This is a genomic window from Bacillus sp. z14 (2026) (assembly GCF_058313575.1).
Genome location: NZ_JBZFQK010000003.1, coordinates 596,352 through 617,496, shown reverse-complemented (window position 1 = coordinate 617,496; position 21,145 = coordinate 596,352). Strand labels below are relative to the sequence as shown.

18 protein-coding genes are annotated in these 21,145 nt (G+C 38.0%); 12 read left to right on the top strand and 6 right to left on the bottom strand.

Going from position 1 to position 21,145, the window contains the following annotated elements; all coding sequences use genetic code 11:
* Window positions 1-49: 49 nt before the first annotated feature.
* The 10 genes from AC4G3O_RS13905 (at window position 50) to AC4G3O_RS13860 (ending at window position 10,160) form a co-directional block, all read left to right on the top strand.
* Entirely contained in the window at window positions 50-1,339 is a 1,290-nt protein-coding gene (locus tag AC4G3O_RS13905; RefSeq protein ID WP_066109679.1) for an adenylosuccinate synthase, read from the top strand.
* A gap of 267 nt (window positions 1,340-1,606) precedes the next feature.
* Window positions 1,607-2,317 (top strand): response regulator YycF, encoded by a 711-nt coding sequence (yycF, locus tag AC4G3O_RS13900; protein ID WP_066109676.1) that lies wholly within the window; start codon window positions 1,607-1,609, stop codon window positions 2,315-2,317.
* Between the two features lie 5 nt (window positions 2,318-2,322).
* Complete coding sequence (walK, locus tag AC4G3O_RS13895) at window positions 2,323-4,146, top strand: cell wall metabolism sensor histidine kinase WalK (RefSeq protein WP_066109673.1); 1,824 nt, start codon at window positions 2,323-2,325, stop codon at window positions 4,144-4,146.
* Window positions 4,143-5,447 carry a YycH family regulatory protein gene (locus AC4G3O_RS13890; RefSeq protein WP_066109672.1) on the top strand — a complete coding sequence of 435 codons (1,305 nt, stop codon included), beginning with the start codon at window positions 4,143-4,145 and terminating at the stop codon, window positions 5,445-5,447. Before walK ends, AC4G3O_RS13890 begins: the two co-directional genes overlap by 4 nt.
* On the top strand, window positions 5,434-6,228 hold the full coding sequence (locus AC4G3O_RS13885; RefSeq protein ID WP_066109666.1) for a two-component system regulatory protein YycI: 795 nt from the start codon (window positions 5,434-5,436) through the stop codon (window positions 6,226-6,228). Before AC4G3O_RS13890 ends, AC4G3O_RS13885 begins: the two co-directional genes overlap by 14 nt.
* A gap of 6 nt (window positions 6,229-6,234) precedes the next feature.
* Window positions 6,235-7,029, top strand: coding sequence for an MBL fold metallo-hydrolase (locus AC4G3O_RS13880; protein WP_066109662.1), 795 nt, complete (start codon window positions 6,235-6,237; stop codon window positions 7,027-7,029).
* Between the two features lie 194 nt (window positions 7,030-7,223).
* The gene (locus AC4G3O_RS13875) at window positions 7,224-8,423 is read left to right on the top strand and encodes a S1C family serine protease (protein ID WP_066109658.1); all 1,200 of its coding nucleotides are present in this window, start codon (window positions 7,224-7,226) and stop codon (window positions 8,421-8,423) included.
* Between the two features lie 104 nt (window positions 8,424-8,527).
* Window positions 8,528-8,710: a CxxH/CxxC protein gene (locus AC4G3O_RS13870; RefSeq protein WP_066109653.1), complete on the top strand. Its 183-nt coding sequence runs from the start codon at window positions 8,528-8,530 to the stop codon at window positions 8,708-8,710.
* 83 nt (window positions 8,711-8,793) lie between these two features.
* Window positions 8,794-9,273, top strand: coding sequence for a 23S rRNA (pseudouridine(1915)-N(3))-methyltransferase RlmH (gene rlmH, locus AC4G3O_RS13865; RefSeq protein ID WP_066109652.1), 480 nt, complete (start codon window positions 8,794-8,796; stop codon window positions 9,271-9,273).
* A gap of 254 nt (window positions 9,274-9,527) precedes the next feature.
* Entirely contained in the window at window positions 9,528-10,160 is a 633-nt protein-coding gene (locus AC4G3O_RS13860) for a YczE/YyaS/YitT family protein (RefSeq protein ID WP_139892031.1), read from the top strand.
* Between the two features lie 321 nt (window positions 10,161-10,481).
* On the opposite strand, the gene gdhA is transcribed toward AC4G3O_RS13860, so the two are convergent.
* Both gdhA and AC4G3O_RS13850 read right to left on the bottom strand, forming a co-directional pair.
* On the bottom strand, window positions 10,482-11,864 hold the full coding sequence (gene gdhA, locus AC4G3O_RS13855; RefSeq protein WP_491136362.1) for an NADP-specific glutamate dehydrogenase: 1,383 nt from the start codon (window positions 11,862-11,864) through the stop codon (window positions 10,482-10,484).
* Window positions 11,865-12,424: 560 nt separating this feature from the next.
* Window positions 12,425-12,904, bottom strand: coding sequence for a hypothetical protein (locus AC4G3O_RS13850; RefSeq protein WP_066109785.1), 480 nt, complete (start codon window positions 12,902-12,904; stop codon window positions 12,425-12,427).
* Between the two features lie 290 nt (window positions 12,905-13,194).
* Between AC4G3O_RS13850 and AC4G3O_RS13845 the strand changes: the two genes are divergently transcribed.
* A complete protein-coding gene (locus AC4G3O_RS13845; RefSeq protein WP_491136361.1) occupies window positions 13,195-13,920 on the top strand; it encodes a 3-ketoacyl-ACP reductase in 726 nt (241 codons plus the stop codon).
* 89 nt (window positions 13,921-14,009) lie between these two features.
* On the opposite strand, the gene galT is transcribed toward AC4G3O_RS13845, so the two are convergent.
* From galT to AC4G3O_RS13825, 4 genes are all read right to left on the bottom strand, one after another.
* Window positions 14,010-15,497 carry a UDP-glucose--hexose-1-phosphate uridylyltransferase gene (galT, locus tag AC4G3O_RS13840; RefSeq protein WP_491136360.1) on the bottom strand — a complete coding sequence of 496 codons (1,488 nt, stop codon included), beginning with the start codon at window positions 15,495-15,497 and terminating at the stop codon, window positions 14,010-14,012.
* A gap of 32 nt (window positions 15,498-15,529) precedes the next feature.
* Entirely contained in the window at window positions 15,530-16,522 is a 993-nt protein-coding gene (galE, locus tag AC4G3O_RS13835; protein ID WP_491136359.1) for a UDP-glucose 4-epimerase GalE, read from the bottom strand.
* On the bottom strand, window positions 16,519-17,709 hold the full coding sequence (locus AC4G3O_RS13830) for a galactokinase (protein ID WP_491136358.1): 1,191 nt from the start codon (window positions 17,707-17,709) through the stop codon (window positions 16,519-16,521). Before AC4G3O_RS13830 ends, galE begins: the two co-directional genes overlap by 4 nt.
* Before the next feature lie 206 nt (window positions 17,710-17,915).
* Window positions 17,916-18,905, bottom strand: a complete 990-nt coding sequence (locus AC4G3O_RS13825; RefSeq protein WP_491136357.1) for a LacI family DNA-binding transcriptional regulator — start codon at window positions 18,903-18,905, stop codon at window positions 17,916-17,918.
* A 322-nt stretch (window positions 18,906-19,227) separates the two neighbouring features.
* Here AC4G3O_RS13825 and AC4G3O_RS13820 point away from each other — a divergent pair, with 322 nt between their 5' ends.
* Complete coding sequence (locus tag AC4G3O_RS13820; protein ID WP_139892035.1) at window positions 19,228-20,976, top strand: solute:sodium symporter family transporter; 1,749 nt, start codon at window positions 19,228-19,230, stop codon at window positions 20,974-20,976.
* Window positions 20,977-21,145 lie beyond the last annotated feature (169 nt).

Here is a 21,145-nt window from a genome sequence, read left to right as displayed (position 1 = left end):
TTGTTAAGCCAAAGTGCAAGATGTTGGTAAATTAGTGGAGGTGTAAAGAATGTCTTCAGTCGTAGTAGTAGGTACACAATGGGGAGACGAAGGTAAAGGAAAGATTACAGATTTCCTTTCAGAAAACGCAGAAGTAATTGCCAGATATCAAGGTGGAAATAATGCGGGACATACAATAAAATTTAATGGTGAAACATATAAGCTTCATTTGATTCCCTCAGGCATATTCTATAAGGATAAGATATCGGTAATTGGAAACGGTATGGTCGTTGACCCTAAAGCACTTATTGAGGAGCTTACTTATCTGCACGATCGTGGGATTACCACAGATAATTTACGTATCAGCAATAGAGCCCATGTGATTCTTCCTTATCATCTGAAACTTGATGAAGTAGAGGAAGAGAGAAAAGGGAGTAATAAAATAGGTACTACTAAAAAGGGAATTGGCCCGGCTTATATGGATAAAGCAGCCCGTATAGGTATCAGGATTGCCGATTTATTAGATAAAGAAGTATTTGAAGAGAAGTTAACAAGAAACTTGGAAGAGAAAAACCGTATGCTGGAACGTTTTTATGAAACTGAAGGCTTTACGATGGATGATTTCTTTGAAGAATATTATGAATATGGACAGCAAATTAAACAATATGTGTGTGATACCTCTGTTGTTTTAAATGACGCCTTGGATGAAGGACGCCGTGTTTTATTTGAAGGAGCACAAGGGGTAATGCTTGATATCGATCAGGGAACATACCCATTCGTTACATCCTCTAACCCAGTTGCGGGCGGCGTGACAATCGGTTCCGGAGTTGGACCATCAAAAATCAATCATGTAGTGGGTGTATGTAAAGCCTACACGACCCGTGTTGGAGATGGACCATTCCCTACCGAACTTGATAACGAAATTGGTAATCAAATTCGTGAGGTAGGAAGAGAATATGGTACTACTACGGGACGTCCGCGAAGGGTAGGTTGGTTCGATAGCGTCGTTGTCCGCCATGCGCGCCGCGTTAGTGGAATCACTGATCTTTCTCTTAACTCTATCGATGTTTTAACAGGTATTGAAACATTAAAAATCTGTGTTGCTTATCGACACGATGGAAAAGTATTGGAGGAGTTCCCGGCGAGTCTGAAAATATTGGCTGAATGTGAACCAATCTATGAAGAACTGCCAGGCTGGACAGAAGATATCACGGGTGTGAAAACATTGTCTGAACTGCCTGCAAATGCACGTACTTATCTAGAAAGAGTATCTCAGTTAACAGGTATTCCATTATCAATCTTTTCTGTAGGACCGGACCGTAATCAAACGAATATACTCCGCAATCCATACGGTATATAAAAAATAACTGGCTGACAGACGAAAACGTTTGTCAGCTTTTTGAATAAATTAATCATTAGTACTAGTATATTTCATAGAGAATTTGAGGGTTAGACACCAGTCTAATCCTTTTTGGTATTCACCCTTGTATATATTTGGAATTAAATTTTAAAAAGATGACCTGTTTCAATAGAAATGGTAAAGTAAGATTAGGATAGTTTAACAAAATTGTGACTCGCAGATGTCATTAATATAGACATTTTATTATATAAAAGGGAGAAATAGACGATGGATAAAAAGATACTGGTTGTTGATGATGAAAAGCCTATTGCAGATATATTACAGTTTAACTTGAAAAAAGAAGGATTTGATGTGTATTGTGCCTATGACGGTAATGATGCCATTAAACTGGTAGAAGAACTTCAGCCAGATTTGATTTTATTAGATATCATGCTACCGCAACAGGACGGAATGGAAGTATGCAGGGAAGTGCGGAAGAAATATGATATGCCAATTATTATGCTGACGGCAAAGGATTCCGAAATAGATAAAGTGCTTGGCCTGGAACTGGGCGCAGACGATTATGTGACAAAGCCGTTCAGTACTCGTGAATTAATTGCGCGCGTAAAAGCGAATTTACGCAGGCAAAAACATGCTGCAAATCAGCAGGAAGATAACGAGGAAACAAATGAAATTACGATTGGCAATCTAGTGATACATCCTGATTCTTATATGGTATCCAAAAGAGGTGACACCATTGAATTAACCCATAGGGAATTTGAGCTTCTCTTTTATCTCGCTAAACATATAGGCCAGGTAATGACAAGGGAGCATCTTCTGCAGACAGTATGGGGCTATGATTACTATGGAGATGTCAGAACAGTTGATGTAACCGTTCGACGCTTACGTGAAAAAATAGAAGATAATCCAAGCCATCCTGCATGGATTGTTACAAGAAGAGGAGTTGGGTACTACCTCCGTCATCCTGAACAGGAGTAAAAATTATGAGAAAAGTTGGTTTCTTTAAATCGATTTATTTTAAGTTTGTACTAATTTATGTGCTGCTTATTTTAGTTGCCATGCAAATTATCGGAGTTTATTTTGCACAGGGACTTGAACAGCAGCTATTGGAGAATTTTAAGAGCTCTATTCAAGAGCGGGTAACGATTCTTTCCTATAGTTTAGAAAAAGAAATAACGGAAACCCGCAAAGTTGAAGATCCCACCTTAATAGAAGACATTAAGACGACATTGGAGGGATATTCCTCTGGGGATATAACGGAAATACGGGTAATGGATCAGGATTCAAAAATTATTGGCACATCTGATCCGGAGAAACAAGATATAATAGGGAGCCGTTCAACTGAAAAGCTTGTTGATAGGGCAAATAACCAAGGAACGCCCCAAACAGAAATCAGAATCGATTCTCAGACGGGAAAAAGAATTCTCCTTTGGTCAGAACCGATTTTGAGTGATGGACAAATTATAGGGAATTTATATCTGAATACGAAAATAGAGAATGTCTATTCCCAATTAAAACAAATTAATACGATAATGGCGAAGGGAACGATTATTTCTCTTGCAGTGACAGCCTTTTTAGGAATATTGCTGGCACAAACCATTACAAGGCCAATATCTGACATGCGTAAGCAAGCTTTAGCGATGTCACGTGGTAACTTTTCGAGAAAAGTTAAGGTGTATGGATACGATGAAATTGGCCAGCTTGCTATTACATTCAATAGTTTAACTAAAAAGCTACAAGATGCACAGGCGACAACTGATGCAGAGAAAAGGAAGCTCTCTTCTGTATTGACTAATATGACAGATGGCGTGCTAACAACAGATCGCAGAGGCCGAGTCATTTTGATTAACGACACAGCACTATCAATGCTGAAAGTTTCACGTGAAACGTCATTATCTAAGCCGATTACAGAGGTATTAGGATTAGAGGATACGTTCACTTTTGATCAATTATTGAGTGAGAAAGATTCCATTATCCTTAATTACAGCAATGAAAAGAAACTGCTTTATTTAAGAGCGAATTTCTCTGTTATTCAAAGAGAAACAGGTTTTATTAATGGGTTAATTGTCGTTCTTCATGATATTACCGAGCAAGAAAAGATCGATGAAGAGAGAAGAGAATTTGTTGCGAATGTTTCCCATGAGCTTAGAACGCCGCTGACAACGATGAGAAGCTATCTTGAAGCTTTGGCAGATGGCGCTATGGAAGATAAAGAGCTTGCTCCGCGTTTTCTGAATATAGCTCAAACAGAAACAGAGCGGATGATCAGATTGGTCAATGATCTCTTGCAGCTTTCAAAGCTAGATAATACAGACTATAAGCTTTCTACAACCTGGGTCGATTTTGGCCGTTATTTCCACCGAATTATCGATCGTTTTGAAATGTCTAAATCGCGAAATGTAACTTTTAAGCGTTTAATCCCATCTGAGCCAATTGGTGTTGAAATAGATGAGGATAAAATTACTCAAGTACTCGATAATATTATTTCGAATGCATTGAAGTATTCACCTGAGGGTGGACAAGTTACCTTTAAGCTGCAAGTAATCGGACAATTTGTGGAAATTAGCATTAGAGATGAAGGAATGGGTATTCCAAAAGAAAATGTAGCTAAGATATTTGAAAGATTCTACCGTGTAGATAAAGCCAGATCAAGAAAGATGGGCGGTACAGGTTTAGGTCTCGCGATAGCGAAGGAAATGATTGAAGCACATAAGGGGCATATTTGGGCTTCTAGTGAGGAAGGGAAGGGGACAACCATTTTCTTTACTCTCCCTTATGAAACATTACAAGAGGATGATTGGGAATGAGCTGGGAAGGATTTAAAAATATCTTATTGGTGTCCCTCATTTTGATAAGTGGCCTTTTGACTTGGTCATATTGGTTTTATCAGCCAACCTATAACGAGACGGAGAATACAAACTATGTTCAGGAGAAAATCTTCAGTAATCTTGAACCCGATGAAGTCGTAAAGCCAACAAAAATGATTTATCATAAAGGTAATTTATCCTATGGAACTTACTCTGAGGAAATGATTACACAAGCAATCAACTCCATAAAAAAATGGAATATGTTTAACTTTCAGGATCAATCATCAAAGTATAAAAATACTGCTGCTATCAATAAGTTTAGTGAGAAGGATGGATTCATTGAATTAATATTTAATGATATCGTTCCGCTGTCTTTTTATAAAAATTATTTAAAAATAGAAGATAATGAGTTGCCAAATGTTAAATTTGACAGGGTTATTATTCATACCGATAATGATTCTATCTACTTTGTTTCTAGTGAAAAGAAAACAGTCATTGAAGCATCCGTTGATAAAAGTTTGATTGAAGACTTCACAAAAGAGTACGCGAGGGTTGAAAATCTAAAACCCTACACAAAGCTGAAATTATCAGAAACTAACTCAATCCTGGTTCCATCCGGCGAAATAAAAGTAAGTAAATATGATTTTCTAACAAAAGCTACTGATGTGAAAAGCTTTAAGGAAGCTCTGTTTATCAGACCAAGCACTGTTAAGCAGGAAGGAGATATCTATACCGATGGATTGAGTATAATGAAAAAGAACCCAAAGACATCAATGATTGAATACAAAAATCTTGTTGTCGGTGCCAAAGATGAGAAAAAGCTGGAAACTCATATATTGCAAAGCAGCATAGAATTTATCAATATTCATGCCGGTTGGGATACACGCCACCGGTATGCGTCATTAGATGAGTTTAGCAGAGAAGTCGCTTTCCGTTTATATATTGATGGACTTCCTGTATTTAATGAGGAAGGTATGACTGAAATTCACCTGGAATATGGAACTCAAAATGTGAAGAGATATGAACGTTCCTATTTTAATCTTGTGGATGAGCCCTTGGATCAAAGCGCAGTTACTCTTCCTTCTGCAAATGAAGCTTTAAAGTCCTTCAAAAACGGTATGGGTAAACAATATGATGCAAATAAACTTACGGATATGACTGTCGGCTATAAGCTAATTTATGATGATAATTCAGGCACGACTCTTTTGGAATTGAAACCTGTCTGGTACTATCAGTATGGTGGCAGCTGGATGGAGATTCCCGAAAAGGATTTAGGAGGACTTATGGATGGATTGGAATAAAACAAAAGGTTTATTTATTGTTGTGTTTCTAATTCTGGATGTATTCCTCCTATATCAGTTCCTGGATTTTAGGGCAGCAAAGCTTGAAATCAATAAGGATTCGGATTCAACCATTGAAGAAAGGCTAAAGGCTGAGGGAATCAAGTATCATGTAGGAACTCAGGAAAGAGTAAGTGAAAAGACGATAAGTGCTAAGCCTAAGGAATTCAGTAAAGAGGAATTAAATACCCTCAAAAATCAAACCTTAATTATTGATAATAAAAGAACCATTCGATCGACGCTGGATAAACCAATTAAAATTGGTACTGGTGAAGGGAAATATTTTGAGCTGGAAAGCTTCATTAACAAAAATGTATATTCGGGAGATGAGTATAAATTTTGGCGTAAAGAAGATGGGACAATAACATATTATCAAACCTACAAAAGCCGTTTACTTTTTAATAATAAAAACGGCGCCTTAATATTTACGCTTAATGAAAATGATGAAGTAATTTCGTATATACAAACACACCTCGATGATATTGAGGAATTTAATGAAAACCAAGAGATTAATCCGCCAATTCAAGCAGTAGAAAGTCTGTTGAATGGAGGATACTTGTCATCTGGAAGTGAAGTTTCAAAGGGAGAGCTTGGTTTTTATACCTTAATAGAAGTATCAGAATCAAAAGTGCTTGTCCTTGTACCAACATGGCATTTTACAGTAAATAAGCAAGAGGATTATTTCGTAAATGGTATTGAAGGACAAGTGCTGAATACAGAAGAAGGAAATGTAACGGAGTGAGGAAGAATGTCGATGAAATTTAGCGTTCTAGCCAGTGGAAGCACGGGGAATTCACTCTATGTGGAATCAGGAGAGCATTCATTTTTAGTGGACGCTGGTTTAAGCGGCAAAAAAATGACCGAGCTATTAAATAAAATTGATAAAAGGCCTGAGGATTTATCAGGAATTTTTGTGACACATGAGCACAGTGACCATATAAAAGGGCTTGGTATTATGGCTCGTAAATATCAGCTGCCTATTTATGCAAATGCCAACACATGGAGAGCAATGGATGGGTTAATTGGCGAAATTCCTACAGATTTAAAATTTGAATTTGGAATGGAGACCGTTAAGTCATTTGGCAACCTTGATGTAGAGTCCTTTGGTGTTTCGCACGATGCGGCAGAGCCGATGTTTTATGTATTTCACCAGGATGGTAAGAAACTGGTGACAATTACAGATACGGGGTATGTAAGTGATCGAATGAAGGGCATTATTAAAAATGCAGATGTGTACATCTTTGAGAGCAATCATGATGTAAGTATGCTCCGCATGGGTCGATATCCATGGAGTGTAAAGCGTCGGATACTAAGCGATGTAGGCCATGTTTGTAATGAGGATGCTGCTATAGCCATGAGTGAAGTTGCGGGTGACCGTACAAAACGGTTTTATCTGGCTCATTTAAGTAAGGACAATAATATGAAGGATCTGGCACGTATGTCTGTCAGTCAAACACTTGAAACAAAAGGGATCAGAGCGGGAGAGCAATTTAGCCTGTATGATACGGATCCTAACGAACCAACTGAATTAATACTTGTTTAACAGAGGAGGTTTCCTCTGTTATTTTTTTAGGTAATATATATAATGTTGGTAAAGGTTGGAGAATACTCACTAGTTATTAAACATATCATTAAACTCTGCAACAAGAATTTCCTTTCGATGCTGTTTTTGTTTATAAAATGGAAAACAACAAATACTAGACCTACATAAGTAAATAGTGAAGGGAATGTTGGCAAATGGGCTATTATGATCAAGATTATAATCAGTCAGAACAACAGCAAACTAAACGAAAAGGAAGTAAAGCAGGCTATTTTCTCTCTGGTTTAATTGGTGCTATTATTGGTGCATTATTAGTCCTTCTATTGACAGGCAACTTGAATAATAATGGATTAAATCAGAATACTAGTACAAATAACGGTAATGATGCATCCAAATTGACTCAAAATGTTTCTATGGATGTGACGACTGACGTTACTAAAGCTGTTGAAAAAACGGGAGACGCGGTAATCGGGATTACAAATATCCAAGGCTCTGATTTTTTTAATGAAACTCAGGAGGCAGGCACAGGCTCAGGAGTCATCTATAAAAAGGAGAATGGAAAAGCGTTTATCGTTACCAATAATCATGTGGTGGAGGGTGCATCTTCCTTAGAGGTTACTTTAGCTGATGGTACTAAAACAAAGGCAGAACTTTTAGGAAGCGACATATGGACAGATTTAGCTGTTATCCAAATAGATGATAAGGGTATTGATGTAGTTGCTGAATTTGGTAATTCTGATAAATTAAAAGCCGGAGAACCAGTTATTGCAATTGGTAATCCACTAGGTTTGAATTTCTCCGGATCCGTGACCCAAGGGATTATCTCGGGTTTGAACAGAACTATACCGATTGATGTGAATTCAGATGGTGTGGAGGACTGGAATGCAGAGGTTATTCAGACAGATGCAGCGATTAACCCAGGGAATAGCGGAGGTGCTTTAATTAATATAGGCGGCCAAGTGATTGGGATAAACTCCATGAAAATAGCCGAGTCATCCGTTGAGGGAATTGGATTATCGATTCCAAGCAATTATGCTATACCGATTATTGAGGATTTAGAGGCACATGGAAAAGTGAAACGGGCTTATATGGGAACTAGTCTTCGTTCCTTGAATGAAGTGACCAATTATCAGAGGCAGGAAACATTGAAATTACCTACTGGTGTGACAGAAGGTGTCGTCATTACAAGTATTGAACCAGGTTCTCCGGCTGCTAAAGCCGGGTTAAAGGAGTTCGATGTCATTGTGGAGCTGGATGGGAAGAAAATCGCTAATGTTCCGGAGCTCCGTAAACATTTATATGTAAATAAGCAGATTGGCGATAAAATGAAAGTGACATACTATAGGAATGGACAAAAAGCGTCAACCGAAATGACATTGATTGAAGCCCAAATGTGATATAGTTAGGTACGAAAGCAGGGGATTCCAAATTCCCTGCTTTAAATATGCGGGCTTAAAATGAAGCAGATATTACAAAAGACAACAAGAAAAGGAGAATGAATATGAAAATTTATTGCTGTAAAGATCATGTAGAAGTTGGACTTGATACAATCGTGGATGAGACGGAAGTCCCTCCTTTTATAAATATGATTTCTGAGGAAGAAAATAAAGAAGTTACTAACAATTCTAATGAATTCACCTGTGAATACTGTGGACAACCTGCTGTATATATTGTGGCGAACTAATATTCGGGCACAATATGTGGACGATGGTTGTGTATATGTGGATAACTCCTGTGGATAAAATGTTTGTAAAGTGAGGGTAACATGTGAATATCTCGATAATAACTGTAGGTAAATTGAAGGAGAAATATTTAAAACAGGGTATCGGAGAATATGTAAAAAGATTATCGGCCTATGCCAAAATAGACATAATTGAAATACCCGATGAGAAAGCACCTGAAACATTAAGTGAGATGGAGATGCTGCAAGTCAAGGCGAAAGAAGGAGAGCGAATCCTCGCAAAAATTTCTGACGATACTCATGTTATTGCTTTGGCGATTGAGGGGAAAATGAAATCATCTGAAGAACTTGCAGAAACAATAGATAAACTCGCCACCTACGGAAAAAGCAAGATAGCCTTTGTCATTGGCGGATCGCTTGGACTAAGTAAAGATGTAATGAAAAGAGCAAATGACACCCTGTCTTTTTCGAAAATGACCTTCCCTCACCAGCTGATGAGGCTGATTTTAGTGGAGCAGGTGTATCGCGCGTTTCGGATTAATCGAGGGGAACCATATCATAAGTAAGGTGTTTGTTTTATCTTAATATGTTTTTCTTGTGGAATGTATATGAAAAGAAGCAGTCATAGTTAAAGATCAATAACTTCCTTTAGTATGAAAAGATTGGTTGGCATATGGGAATTAAGGAATTAAGAAGGGTTACAAAAAGATGATTTACTTTTAATTGTTTTAGGTTATATTTCAGAAAATATAAATTATGTATTCTGTCCTGCTTTAATGTTATAGTAAAAAAATAAAATATAAGTTAGAGGGACAGAGTTATGAAGAGGAAATGGGTGTTACGCTGGTCTGTTTTTATTCTCGGATTATTGGTATTAGCATTTGGTATAGCACTAACAATTAAAGGAAAGTTTTTAGGGATTGGACCATGGGATGTTTTTCATTATGGACTATTTACTAAATTCGGATTCACTATAGGAACTTGGTCGATCATTAGTGGTCTATTGCTTTTGTTCATCAGTTCAATTTTCAATAAAGCATGGCCCCAAATAGGGTCCTTTCTGAATATGATGTTGCTTGGTTTATTTATTGATCTTTTTAATTGGATGTTACCTAGTATTGATAATTTAGCAGGAGCAACAATTGCCTTTATCATAGGTGTTATTTTAATGGGATATGGTATTGGATTATACGTTTCTGCCGATTTTGGAGCAGGCCCTAGAGACAGCTTTATGTTATTAATTGTTGAAAAAATGGGATGGAGTATCCCGTTGGTCAGAAATGGAATTGAAGTTATCGTTTTTCTCATTGGTTGGATGTTAGGAGGTCCTGTTGGGATTGGAACCTTGTTCATTGCGTTTGGATTGGGTCCCATTTTAGGCTTTTCCATTCCTCAATGTAAGAAGCTGATGGCCTATCTTCTTAAGCAAAAGGACCAATTAATAACGACTTGAGTATATAAATAGAAGATCTTTTCATAAGCGGAATTTCGCAACTTTAGCACCTGGCCTGGTTGTAAAAAGCTTACTTATATATTTTAAAGTGATATTCTTATAAAATACAAAAACACATAGTCTTACGGAATTATAAATCAAGCAAAAAGGATGTCTGGCCTTAAGAGACATCCTTTTTGTATTAGATCTTATCTTATATAGTTATCGAAGTAACCTTGGATATAGACTATTGGCGTGTCTTTGCCTATACTAACCGAAGTCATATCAGATAAGGATAACGATAAGGGTCGAGGTCTTTATGACATCTCATAAAATAAAATGTTAAATAACTCCCTGTGCAATCATGGCATCGGCTACTTTTTTAAATCCCGCGATATTAGCGCCAACAACTAGATTGCCTGGGTGACCATAGTCCTCAGCAGCCTTGACGCTCTCCTTGTAAATGTTAGTCATAATATCCTGCAATTTTGCATCGACTTCTTTAAATGTCCAGGATAATCGAGCGCTGTTTTGTGCCATTTCTAAGGCAGAAACGGCTACACCACCTGCATTGGCAGCTTTTGCTGGACCAAAGAGGATATGGTTATCCAAAAACACATCAATAGCTTCGGAGCTAGATGGCATATTAGCGCCTTCGCCGACGGCTTTTAGTCCATTTGCAACCAGAAGTTTCGCTGATTTTTCGCTAATTTCATTTTGGGTGGCACATGGCAAGGCAATATCGCATGGTATGGACCAAATTCCGTAGCAACCTTTCGTATATTGTGCATGTGGGTGTTCTTCTACATATGCTGAGATTCTTTTCCGCTCAACTTCCTTTAGACGTTTCACGGTTTCTAGGTTAATACCGTTTGGGTCGAAAATATAGCCGTCAGAATCACTGCAGGCGACAACTTTTGCTCCTAGTTGTGCAGCTTTTTCGATTGCATAGATGGAGACATTACCTGAACCGGATACTACCACTGTACTTCCCTTAAAGCTAAGGCCTTGTTCTTTAAGCATTTCTTGTACAAAGTAAACAGTGCCATATCCAGTAGCTTCGGTTCGAGTTAAGCTTCCGCCGTAACCAAGTCCTTTTCCTGTCAGAATACCGGCCTCATAGCCTCCGCGTATTCTCTTGTACTGTCCAAACAGAAATCCAATTTCTCGTGCTCCAACGCCAATATCACCAGCTGGTACATCTATATCCGGTCCGATATGTCTACTTAGTTCCGTCATAAAGCTTTGAGTGAATCGCATGATTTCTCCATCAGATTTCCCTTTAGGATCAAAGTCAGACCCACCTTTGCCTCCTCCAATCGGCTGACCGGTAAGAGCGTTTTTAAAAATCTGCTCAAAGCCGAGAAATTTAATTATACTTGCATTAACAGTAGAGTGGAATCTCAAGCCGCCTTTATAGGGACCGATGGCGCTGTTATACTGTACACGGAATCCACGGTTTATCTGTACCTTGCCTTGATCGTCGACCCAAGGAACTCGAAAGGTAATCAGTCTTTCTGGCTCTACAACTCTTTCAAGGATACTTTGCTCCATGTATTCTGGATGCCTAGCAAATAAAGGGACGAGTGAATCAAAGATTTCTTTAACAACCTGATGAAATTCTCTTTCATTAGGATTTCGCTTTTTGACTGTTTCAAATACTTCATTAACATAATTTTTTGCAGTGATTGTTTCTGTGTCTTTAAACTCTGTCAATACAGTCATGCTGTTATAAGCCCTCCCTTAGATGAACAGTAATTTAGTGTGTGTACTTTAGTCTAATAAAGAAATGATATACTAAATTATCTGATTCTTCAAATTTATAATAAAAATAAACCCAAACAATATAAAGATAAATTAAGAAAAAAAATCTAGAGGGTCATTTAGTATGCATGAAAAATAGATTTTAAATAGAAATTGCCATCTTATTAGATAGATTAGCGAAAGAAAGATATCCGAGTAGAAGTTACTGATAAAATTGTAGTATTTTGTAATTTACTATTAATAATTCTGAAATAATACAAATATGAAAATATAGAAAAAACCTAGATCCATTGGAATGTAGGTTTTTTGCATTAACTATTATTAGGAATACCTTTTCTCACAAAGAAAGAGAAAATCAATGTGAAGCAAATTTGAATGTTTTTGAGAACCGTCTGTCTAAAAAAGTATATCCAAATATTGGGCGTTATCATAAAAAATTAACCAAACATGCACGTAGCTGATTACGAAGTTTCGTGCGTGTAGTTAAAATAATATGAAGAAATAGATAGTTAGGAACCACTTTAGCACCAAACAATAATCCGATATGGTGTCGTTTGGGCAGGGATGCTTTTTGTAGCTGGTCCATAGATGACAATGAGATTCCGATTTCCGATATTTTTTGAAAATGGCTGCCCATTTCTTAAAATGATAGGAGTGTAAGGGGAGGGGTTTAATTGTAATTGACCATCACGGCTTACCAGTTGGTTGTTAAAATAATCTGCTTTAACATTTTGATCGTTATATTCCTTAACAACGATAAGAGCCCGATATTGTGGCGGATAGATCAATGGTACTGGTACATCCCCATCATAATAACCAGTAATTTTATCACCGAGGCCCACAATTGCCTGTTCTACGAAGTAAGTAGTCGGTGATATGATGAAATTAACTATTCCGTTATTCCCATCTTCAACTGTAAGTTGTTTAAAACAGCCCTCTGATTCCCCGTTTTGTCCTATCATAAAATCATTCATGTCGGTTACAATACCTCGAAATGACATAAAATTCACGGCATTATTCCTTTCCTGAAAAACTAGTTTTATAGTCTTTACGGTTAATCATAAATGATAAAATCATCATAAATAATCCTGACGCTTCCTATACAATTTATGTGTCATTGCCCAGAAAGGTGAATGCAAGAAATTCAAACTTTGGACTATGAGATTTGTCTTATTGATATAATTGGCGTTATAGGTAGGAAGCTCGGGTGCATACCTTTAGTCTTATTAACTGCTGCGTATTATACTGAGAAAGAGAACTTCAAGGTTGATTTGGAAAGGAGCTTCTAATTATGGCACAGACATTAAAGGGAAAGATTGCGTTTATCACTGGCGGAGCCAGAGGGATTGGTAGAGCGACAGCAATTGCACTGGCTAAAGAGGGTGTAAACGTTGGTTTGCTTGCAAGGTCAGAGGAAAATCTTAAAAAGGCAGCTGCCGAAATAGAAGGTTTAGGCGTAAAAGTATCTTATGCAACAGTTGATATTTCATCAAAGGAACAGGTAGAAGCAGCGATTGAAGTGTTAACCAAGAATTTGGGCACTGCTGATATTTTGATTAATAATGCAGGAATTGCAACATTCGGAACAGTTTCGGAGATGGATCCGGAGGAATGGAAAAGGATTATAGATATAAACCTAATGGGTACTTATTACGTGACACGAGCTGTACTTCCTCAACTAATAGAAAAAAATGGGGGAGATATTATCAATGTCTCTTCCACTAATGGATTAAATGGGGCAGCTACATCCAGTGCTTACAGTGCTTCAAAATTCGCGGTGATTGGCTTTACCGAATCACTTGCGCAGGAAGTTCGCCGGAATAATATTCGGGTATCAGCTTTGACACCAAGTACAGTTGCTACAGATTTGGCTCTCGACCTCGATTTAATTAAAGAGAATAACGATTCAAAATTCATTCAGCCTGAGGATCTTGCAGAATTTATAGTCGACCAATTAAAATTGAACCCTCGTGTTTACGTGAAAACGGCAAGTTTTATTGCAACAAATCCATTTTAAGGAATCGTAAACTGGTATAGATGAATGGAATGAGGAAAGAAGGCGTAAATCTGCCTTCTTTTTTCTCTTCTAACTAAGTTCTTTTACGGTTAGAGTATATCGATAAATCGTTTGAATGCTTGATTTCCTTCATGGGTCCGTTTAAATACACCGGCATCCTCTAAACATCTCAGGAATTTGGAACCGACTGCCTGAGAGATAATCATTTTTACAGATTCAGAAGTAATTTCTTTCCCGTTAACTACTTTTAGATCTTCAGCCCAGGCTTGGTGATAATCTGCCACTTCATTGCGTTGATTGAGCAGATATTTTTCAACCTCAATAAGCTCCTTTTGTAAGCGGGCAGGTAATACAGCAAGACCCATAACTTCTATTAAACCAATATTCTCTTTTTTGATATGGTGAACATCCTGGTGAGGGTGAAAGATTCCTAATGGATGCTCTTCACTTGTTCGATTATTGCGAAGAACAAGATCAAGCTCAAATTGGCCATCTCGCATTCTTGCAATCGGTGTTATGGTGTTGTGACGGGTATCTCCGGAATAGGCTACAAGATTAACTGATGGATCACTATAGTGAATCCATTTTTTGAGTATCCGATCAGCTGCGCCTGCAACTTCCTCCAGACGAACTCCTTTTATACGAATTACGGACATAGGCCATTTCACGATATTTGCAGAAATAGAAGGGAACCCTTTAATTGAAAAAGTCCCTTCTTCCTTCGCTCGGGCCATTGCGAACTCATATCGTCCGCCTTGATAATGGTCATGGGTTAAAATAGATCCCCCTACAATAGGGATATCGGCATTAGATCCCAAGAAATAATGCGGAAACTTTTTAACAAACATCAGCAAATTGGTGAACGTATGGAAATTAATTTTCATATCACGATGTTGTTCCGATAACAGAATGCAATGCTCGTTATAATATACGTATGGTGAGTACTGTAAATACCATGATTCTTCCCCGAGTGGAATCTGGACCATACGATGGTTGGACCTGGCAGGATGATTTAACCGTCCTGCGTATCCTTCATTCTCAATACAAAGGAGACAAGTTGGATAATTAGATGTAGCAGGCTTCATCTCGCGCTCCAATGCGATTTGTTTAGGATCCTTTTCAGGCTTTGATAAATTAATTGTTATGTCCAGTTCCCCATAATCCGTATCAACCGTGTAGCTGATATTTTTCGCAATCTGTTTAGTTTGGATATAATTGCTATTCTGGCTTAACTCATAAAAATACTTGGTTGCTTCCTCAGGGCATTCTTTATACTTTTGATAAAAAGTGTAATTTAGCTCTGAAGGTCTTGGCATAAATACATTCATTATCTTGGCCTTTAAAATATCTTTATTGACTATTAAATCCTCAATAATGCTAGTTTTAACAGCATAATCAGCGATAACATCCAATAAATCTGGGATCGACAGCTCGTTCTTTACTGGATGTTTCGAAAAGCCATCTAAATGAAGCAGTGACAATATCTGATTTCTGGCGTATATTTCATCTGCTGAATCAAGCATTTGTAATCTTTTAGCCTGATTCAAAAGGTGTTGAACTGCTGCATAGATCTCCATGATATCTTCCCCTTTTAATCGATTTAACTAGGTTACTTATCTCCATAGCCGTTTGGATGGGCCTGATGCCATTTCCAGGCATCGGTAATAATATTTTGGATGGACGTCCGTTTTGGTCTCCAGCCCAAAATGCGCCCGGCTTTTTCAGAAGAGGCAATTAGCGTACTTGGATCACCGGATCTTTTAGGGGCGATTTTAGCGGGAAGCTCGTGGCCTGTTACAGCTCTGGCTGCTTCGACAATCTCCTTGACTGAAAATCCATTGCTGCTGCCAAGGTTAAAGATATTACTTTCTCCACCGTTTTGAAGATACTTCAATGCTAAAATATGAGCATCAATTAAGTCCTCAACATGGATATAATCACGGATACATGTGCCATCCTCCGTTGGATAATCATCTCCGAAAATGGAAATCGATTCTCGCTGTCCTAATGCTACTTGAAGTACTACTGGAATTAAATGTGTTTCCGGATGATGGTCTTCACCAATTTCCCCGGTTGAACGGGCACCGGCAACGTTAAAATAACGGAGCGACACATAATTCATGCCGTAGGCTGTATCACACCACTTCATCAATTTCTCCATCGTCAGTTTTGTTTCACCGTAGGCATTCGTTGGATTTGTCTGCATTTCTTCCGTAATCGGTGTTTGTTCCTGCTCTCCATATGTAGCTGCGGTAGAGGAGAAGACAATATGCTTAACATTGAACTCGTTCATCACTTCAAGCAGTACTTGTGTTCCATATACATTATTACGGAAATACTCGAGCGGCTTTTCCATAGATTCTCCAACAAGTGAATAGGCAGCAAAATGAAGTACAGCGTCTACCTTTTCCGTCGTAAACACTTCACGTAAAAAGTCCTTGTCTCGGATATCTCCTTGATAAAATCTTGCCTTTGGATGTATGGCACCTTTATGGCCTGTTTGCAAATTATCAACCACCACTGTGTCGTAACCTTCGTCCAGTAGTTGGTATACGGCATGGGAACCAATATAACCAGCCCCACCAAGAACTAGTATACTCATACGATCGCCTCCGTTATAATTTCCTTTGTCCCATCACCAATGCTCGCAACATAAAAATCTGCCTCATAACCGATTGTTTGTTGGTACGCATCGCCGACTTCCTGAATAAAACGTTCAATATGAGCTGATTGAACCAATGCAATCGCACAGCCGCCAAAACCGGCACCCGTCATTCTGGAGCCAACGGTACCTTCTTGCTGCCAGGCTGCCTCCACTAATGCGTCGAGTTCCGGTCCGGTTACCTCGTAATCATCCCGAAGTGAAATATGGGACTCATTCATATAGATACCGAATTGGACTAAATCACCAGCCTGTAAGGCTTGAAAGGCTTTTTTTGTGCGTTCATTTTCATAAACTGCATGGCGTGCCCGTTTTTCAAGTGTGGAATCGGCAATGACAGCTTTATGTTGATCAAAAAGATCGATAGATAGTTCTCCAAGGGAGGATATATCAGTTGCAGTTTGCAGTCTTGCAAGTGCTGCTTCACACTCGCTTCGCCGTTCATTATATTTTGAATCCGCCAGTTCTCTTCGTTTATTCGTATTCATGATGACAATCTGGTGATCTGCTATATCAAATGGGGCATATTCATAGCTTAAAGTCTGGCAATCAAGCAATATAGCTGATTTTGCTTTTCCCATTCCAATTGCAAACTGGTCCATAATACCGGAGTTTACTCCAATAAACTGGTTTTCCGCCTTTTGACCAATTTTTACTAACTCGATACGGTCTATCTCTAATTGAAAGACTTCATTTACCATTACACCGATTAAAACTTCAAGTGAAGCAGAGGAAGAAAGGCCAGCTCCATTTGGAATATTGCCGTATATGAGAATATCAAGGCCGTTCGGCAGATTATTTCCATTCTCGGCTATATATCGAAGTACTCCCTTAGGATAGTTCGCCCATTGATCGGATGGGTCATAATCCAGATCATCTAAAGAAAATTCAATTATCCCGACCTCTTTGAAATTCAGTGAATATAGCCGAATAGTGCGGTCTCCACGCAGTCGTACTAACCCATATGTGCCATAGGTGATGGCAGATGGGAAAACATACCCACCATTGTAATCAGTATGCTCACCGATTAGGTTGATTCTGCCAGGTGAAAAAAAGGTACGAACCTTATCATTCATACTGCCTGAGAATATACTGTGAAATGCAGATAATAGTTTTTGATGGTCCATATTGGTCACTTCCCTCTAAATTTTAGGTAAAGCTTTTTATAATTAGTGAATCGAACAGTTTGCTTTTTAACGAGAGTATATTTCCTTTTTTTGAAAGCGTATCCAACTTTATTGTAATAAAAATTAGTAAAGTACGTCAATTAATTTTACTAAAATTTTTACTAAATAGTTTACCATACAAAAAAGCGCACATTTATTTGTGCGCTTTACTTGGAGCTTCCTCTTATTTTAAGTTGTGTAGCTATACTTACTTTCTTTGAGACTTGTCTTCCAGAAAACTGCTCAAGCAATAAATCTACTGCCGTTTCACCCATTAATTCGGTATAGACCTTAACCGTGCTTAAAGGGGGAGACATATATTTTGAAATGCTAATATCATTTACTCCAATAATACTAACTTGATCCGGTACGCGGACACCTGCATCTTGAAGGGCCCTTAATGCTCCAACAGCAATAGAGTCATTTCCGGCAAAAAAGGCTGTAGGAATTTCATCTTCGTGGTCCTTGACTGCTTGTTTCATCAGGTGGTATCCATCTTCAACAGAAAACTTGCCTTCATACACATAAGCTTCCTGATAGAGGCCCATGTCCGATAGAAATCGTTCAAAACTAGTTCTTCGAGGATCGTCAATTTTGGAAGTGTGATCCTTATAAATTTCCCGCCCACCTAAGTAGCCAATTTTAGTGTGTCCTTGATCCAGAAAATATTGAAGAATATTTCGTGTGGCTTTTTCGAAATCAACTATAACAGAATCGAATTGATCGTCATTAGGTGAACTATCTACAAAAACAAGGTTACTTGACACACTCTTTAGTTCCTCAGCCTGGTTTTCGCTGAATTTACCAATTGCGATAATCCCTTGAAATCCTTCATTTTGGAGGGAACGCAAATGCTCTATAGAAAAATTAGTGAACTTCATATTGTGGTATTCCAGGCGCTTTTCCACGCCAAGTCTGATTGCCATATAATAAAGATCGTCTAATTCCTCTTTTTCAGTATACCAATTCACGATTCCTACTTTATACATGATAGGTTTGCGTTTAGGTTTTTTTTGATAGTCTAATTCTTCAGCCGCTTCAAAAATCCTTTTTTTCGTCTCATCACTGACTGATAATGAGTTGTCGTAATTAAGCACTCTTGAAACGGTCGCAATCGAAACTCCAACCATATTAGCGATATCTTTAATGGTGGCCATTGGACAGCTGCCCCCTTTCTTTTCTAAAAGTAAAATCCGGTTATTTTAGCGCTTTCAGTATACTATACTTTTTAGTAAATTTCTTTAGATTATTTTCGTTTTATTAAGGAAGGGTGTAAGGGATAGAAGTATGAAATACATAAAATATAGATAACCATTACGATAACCACTACCAATCACTCGTGTTAATAATTCCTTGATATTTTTTAGAAGATACAAAATTATTTTCTGTGTATTTAGTAAATAAATTGATTAATTTACTAAAATTTATTATGATACCCATGAAAACGTTTTTATAATAAGTCAACAGGGGGGAACCATTGTGCAGTGGTATATCATTCTTTCTTTTATTCTCTTTACGGGTGTAGTTGCCTACTATACATTTTCAAAATTGAGGAAAGAAAGGGTTAAAGGAAAAGTATCTAAGGATAATTATTTCTTAGGCGGAAGAAGTCTAACATGGGGCGTTATTGGGATGTCCCTGCTATTAACGAACCTAAATGCCACACAATTCGTTGGAATGAGCGGGCAATCCTTTGCGGGGAATATGAGTAACATGGCTTATGAAGTTACATCCGGATTCGTTTTAGCGTTAGTAGCTATTTATCTGCTTCCACGTTATTTAAAACAAGGAATCACAACTATTCCTGAATTTCTAGAAGATCGGTATGACAGTCAAGTTAAATCGTTTGTGTCGATATTATTCTTGTTGGGATATGTGTTAAATATGCTACCAACGACCCTTTATTCGGGCGCCATTGCATTAAGCCAAATGTTTGATATTGAAAGCACTTTTCATATCAGCTATGAGGCTGGCATTTGGATTATGGTGTGGTTAATCGGAATAATCGGCTTCTTCTATGCAGTATTGGGTGGATTGAAAGCGGTTGCGATTTCAGATACATTTAATGGAGTTGCTTTGGCCATTGGCGGTTTATTAGTCCCAATTTTTGCGTTGCTTACTTTAGGAGACGGCAGCATATCTCAAGGGTTTTCACAATTTGTTGCAGCGACTCCTGAAAAGTTTAATGCAATTGGTACCAATCATGATGTTGTTCCATTTGGAGCGGCTTTAACGGGCCTTTTACTAGTGAACTTTTATTATTGGGGAACTGATCAATCTATTATTCAACGTGCTTTGGCAGCCAAGGATTTAAAAGAAGGACAAAAGGGGATCATGTTTGTCGGTTTAATGAAAATCTTTACACCGATTATTGTTATTATCCCTGGGATTATGGCATTTCAGATTATCGGTAATACGGGAGCTAACCCAGACACAATGTATTCAGCTCTTGTAACAGAAGTAATGCCGAAACCGTTAATTGGCTTGTTTGCAGCTGCTATGTTTGGATCTGTATTAAGTGTCTTTAATGGAATCTTAAATAGCGCGTCAACTTTATTTGCGATCAATGTGTATGCGCCAACCTTTGGAAAAAATAAATCTGATGAGGAAATTGTCAGGAAAGGGAAATGGTTCGGTGTCTTCATTGCTCTGATCTCCATGTTTATCGCACCACTGATTATGTATGCACCAAGCGGGTTGTTCCAATACTTACAAGTTATAAACGGCTTTTTCAATGTACCGATTTTCACGATTATCTTTATTGGTTATGTGACAAAGAGAGTTCCAGCTATCGCAGCGAAAATAGCCATAACCTTCTTTATTGCAACGTATGCAATCCTTCAGCTGGTTGTTAAACCTGAGATGAGCTTCTTATATCAATTGGCTATTCTGTTTGTCATCAGCTGTCTGCTTATGTTGATAATCGGTAAAATCAAACCAAGAGAAGAGGCATACGTTCTTCCAAGCCGCAATCTTGTAAACCTGGATCCATGGAAATATCGTCAGGAAGCTGCCTGGGGAATGATCTTCTGTGTCACTGCTTTTTATATCGTATTCTCAAAACTCGGTCTCGCAAGTGAAATAGGCTTTGGTGTACATACTTGGGCTTGGCTTGCCGGAGCTGCTCTGATTTGTCTGATCGGTCTATTCGTCACCAAGAAAATCGGAAATAGAACAAATACAGCTGAACCTTTAGAAAAAACGACTCTTAATAAAAATGTATTGTAGTAAATTTACAATATATTAATCTAAAATCACTTTCCTGAGTAAGGAAGGTGATTTTTTTCGGAGAATAAATCAATCGTCTTTAATAGTTTTTCAGCAGGGATTATATGTGTTGGTTAGTAGGGTGCCGGTTACTTTAGAATACTAAATACTTTCGTAAGCAGGTGTTATA